Genomic DNA, 3,394 nt, shown 5'->3' with positions numbered 1-3,394 from the left:
GCTGATCGGCCGCAAGTTCTATGCCTCCTACAGCGTCTCGGGAGCCACCCGTCTGATACGCCACCGCGGCCTCCTCCTTGACCCGAGCGGCCCCGACGGCCGACAGGTCGGTTCCGTCTTCCTCAACCTGCAAGTCACCGCCACCAAGGCTACGCACCGGTTCGACCGTGGCTGCCCGGTCCACCAGGGCAGCAGCGGCGAACTCCGCGCCAGCGCCGGGTGGCTCCTCGAGTTCGCCGGCTGCCACCCTGGTCAGGCGATCGCCGAAGGCGTGCGCTGCTCGGAACGCCGAACCCTCACGATCACCGCCCATGCGGGGGCCACAGCCGCAGGCTTCGACCAGGCGCTCGCCCACCTCGCTGCCAGGGCAGAGATTGCGCCCCGGGCCACGCTCCCGCCCGAGCCGACGCGCGTCGGCAGGTTGGCCGCCAAACCCTGACCGCCCGATACTTCAAGCCAATCCCTCGTTACTGTCCGCATCGACGGGTAGCACACTCACCGTTTCAGCAACGTGCCCGGGAACGCTCGGAGGCGATGCCCTGAGCCCTGCTTCGGAGAGCCTGGGGTTCTTGTAACCTCGGCGAGCCTCCTATGGCGTCGGGCGGGCCGGAGCTCGTAAGTGCAAGGTCGACGGCGGGCGGCTCAGGCCGACGACACAGCCCGGCACGGCGTTTCTACTCGACGGCGTGTCGGACGAGATCGTGGCGGGTGAAGCACCGACCCCGAGAGCGAGGCCTCCGAGCCCAGCCATGCCGGCCAGGTCGAGTACCTGCAACGCGACGCCTGGTGGGTGGCCAGGGCCGATCAGCGATCAAACGCCGTCTGACTACTGGCGGTGGTGCGCAATGAGGACGTTAGAAAGCTCAGAACGTTTCGCGCTCGTATTCGCGGCGAGAAGGGCTGCATCGGGTAAGGCCGCCACGTTCTCGCTGTCTGATAGGGCAACCGGCGGGCGTTGCCGGTCATATCGCAACCTGGACGACCCGCCCGTCCCCCAAGATCGGCGACGAGTACGCGCCTGCCCGTGCGCTGACCGACCTCGACCGCCGGCTCGTCCACGCTGGCCCGTCCGGCTCCGCGGCCAACGAGCGGTAAGACGCTCGCTGATCCGGTTGACGGCTCACGCTGGGCGTCAGAGGCAGAACCGGTGCAACGTGCCCAGTGCCTGAACGACACGATCGGCGCGCCGGTCCTCCCGTTGCACAGGCGCCACCGCCCGCCACTGTCCGAAAACAGACGGTTGTCGGTAATGAACGCTTGTGTTCCTTATCTCCCCGGGACTACGGTCCGTGGTAGCGAACGGATTCCGTTCACTCACCGTCGTTCGACCCCACGCCATTGGGGGACCTGCCATGGCAAGCTCGCGCACCCTGGCGCTCGCACCGCCCGCGACTGCACGACGCGGCCAGTACCCGGGGATAGCCCTCACCGTCATTGCGGCCACCCAGCTCATGGTCGTTCTCGACATCACCATCGTGAACATCGCGCTGCCCCACATCCAGCAGGTCCTGAAGTTCAACACCACCAACTTGTCTTGGGTCATCAATGCCTACACCCTCACCTTCGGCGGGCTGCTGCTGCTCGGCGGGCGGGCAGGCGACATCCTCGGGCGCCGGCGGGTGTTCGTCGTCGGCGTGCTGGTCTTCAGCTTCGCCTCTCTCCTCGGTGGCGTGGCGCAGTCCTCTGGCTGGCTGCTGGCCGCGCGGGCTCTGCAGGGGCTGGGCGGGGCGATCGCCTCGCCGACCGCGCTGGCGCTGATCGCCACCAACTTCAAGGAGGGCCCTGAGCGCAACCGGGCGTTCGGGGTGTTCTCCGCCGTCGCTGGTGCCGGCGGCGCAGTGGGTCTGCTGCTCGGCGGCATGCTGACCTCCTGGCTGTCCTGGCGCTGGGTGCTGTTCGTCAATGTGCCGATCGGGATCGCGGTCGCGCTGCTCGCGCCGCTCTACATCAACGAGTCCGAACGCCACCCCGGGCGCTTCGATCTGGCCGGCGCGTTCACCGCCACGGCGGGAATGGTCTCGCTGGTGTACGGCTTCATCCGCGCCTCCGACCACGGCTGGACCGACGCCGTCACCGTGACCGCGTTCAGCCTCGCGGTGGTGCTGCTGGCGGCGTTCGCGCTGAACGAGCAGCGCGCCCGGCAGCCGATCACGCCCCTGCACCTCCTGCGCGAGCGCAACCGCTCCGGCGCGTACGGGCTGATGCTCTGTGTGTCCGCGACGATGTTCAGCATCTTCTTCTTCATCACCCTGTTCGTCCAGGAGATCCTCGGCTTCAGCCCGCTGCGGGCCGGCTTCGCCTTCCTCCCGATCAGCGTGGCCATCGTCGCGGCCTCCCAGCTCGCCGCCCGCAACCAGCTGCGGTGGGGCCCGAAGCCGTTCCTGGTCACCGGGTCGACGCTGGTGCTGGCCGGCGTGTTCTGGGCGACCCGGATCGACATCGACACCGGCTACGCGACCGGGATCCTCGGGCCGACGCTGCTGTTCGGCTTCGGGATGGGTTCGATCTTCGTGCCGGTGCTGCTCACGGTCGTCTCGCAGGTGGCCCCGCACGAGACCGGCGCGGCCACCGGCATGCTCAACACCACCCAGCAGGTGGGCGGTTCGCTCGGCCTGTCGATCCTGGTCACGGTGTACGGCACGGCCAGCCACAACGAGGCCCGGCAGCAGGTCGGGAAGTTCCTACAGCACGCCACCCCGGAGCAGGCCGCCCGGTTCAGGGCGAGCGGCAAACTGCCGGCGCCGTACTCCTCACAGGTGCTGGTTCACGGCATCGCCGGCGCCTTCCAGATGGGGCTGGTGTTCGTGGCTCTCGCGGTGGTGATCGCGGTGTTCGTCATCAAGATCCGCCGACCGCCGGAGCCGCCGCACGTCAACCTTCCGGGGGGCGTCACTTGACAGATCGTCGGGGCGTCCAGGACAGTCCTTTACGCAAATGGTTTTCATCTTCGATATCCATCCCAGAGCGCGCACCCGCGCGCCCCGCGAAAGAGGACACCCATGTCGCTCGACGTCTCCCCCGCCCTCCTCGACCAGGCCCGCAATGGCCGCGTGGACGAGGCCGACTTCCTCGACACCGTCCGCAACTCGCTCCCGTACGCCTACCAGGTCGTCGCCGGGCTGAGCACCGAACTCGCCGCCACCGAGGCCGAGTTCACCACCGACAACACCACCCCCAGCGACGAGCAGCGCGCCCAGCTGCTGCGCGCGCTGGCCAGCAACGCCATCCGGGGCAGCCTGGAGGACCACTTCGGCGTGAAGCTCGCCTTCGTCAACTGCCACCGCGTCGGCGCCTTCCGGCCCGGCGCCGAGGACAGCGAGGCGTACCGCGAGTTCACCTCGCTGCACAACCAGATCCGCAACCAGAGCCCGGAGCTGCGCAGCTGCTGAGCCCG

The 3,394-nt window shown here is 68.7% G+C and carries 2 protein-coding genes and 1 pseudogene; all 3 read left to right on the top strand.

Annotation, left to right across the window (positions count from 1 at the left end; genetic code table 11):
• A pseudogene (locus tag ACFQ87_RS45150) lies at positions 1 to 439 on the top strand (hypothetical protein); the annotation flags it as partial.
• Positions 440 to 1,352: 913 nt separating this feature from the next.
• Positions 1,353 to 2,897 (top strand): MFS transporter, encoded by a 1,545-nt coding sequence (locus tag ACFQ87_RS45145; RefSeq protein ID WP_380616867.1) that lies wholly within the window; start codon positions 1,353 to 1,355, stop codon positions 2,895 to 2,897.
• Between the two features lie 102 nt (positions 2,898 to 2,999).
• Positions 3,000 to 3,389, top strand: a complete 390-nt coding sequence (locus tag ACFQ87_RS45140; RefSeq protein ID WP_380616866.1) for an SCO5389 family protein — start codon at positions 3,000 to 3,002, stop codon at positions 3,387 to 3,389.
• Positions 3,390 to 3,394: the final 5 nt, after the last annotated feature.

The sequence above is a fragment of the Kitasatospora sp. NPDC056531 genome (assembly GCF_042794375.1).
In the GTDB taxonomy this organism is placed as follows: Bacteria; Actinomycetota; Actinomycetes; order Streptomycetales; family Streptomycetaceae; genus Kitasatospora.
The sequence above is the reverse complement of the archived record's forward strand: the minus strand, read 5'-3'. Positions and strand labels throughout refer to the sequence as shown.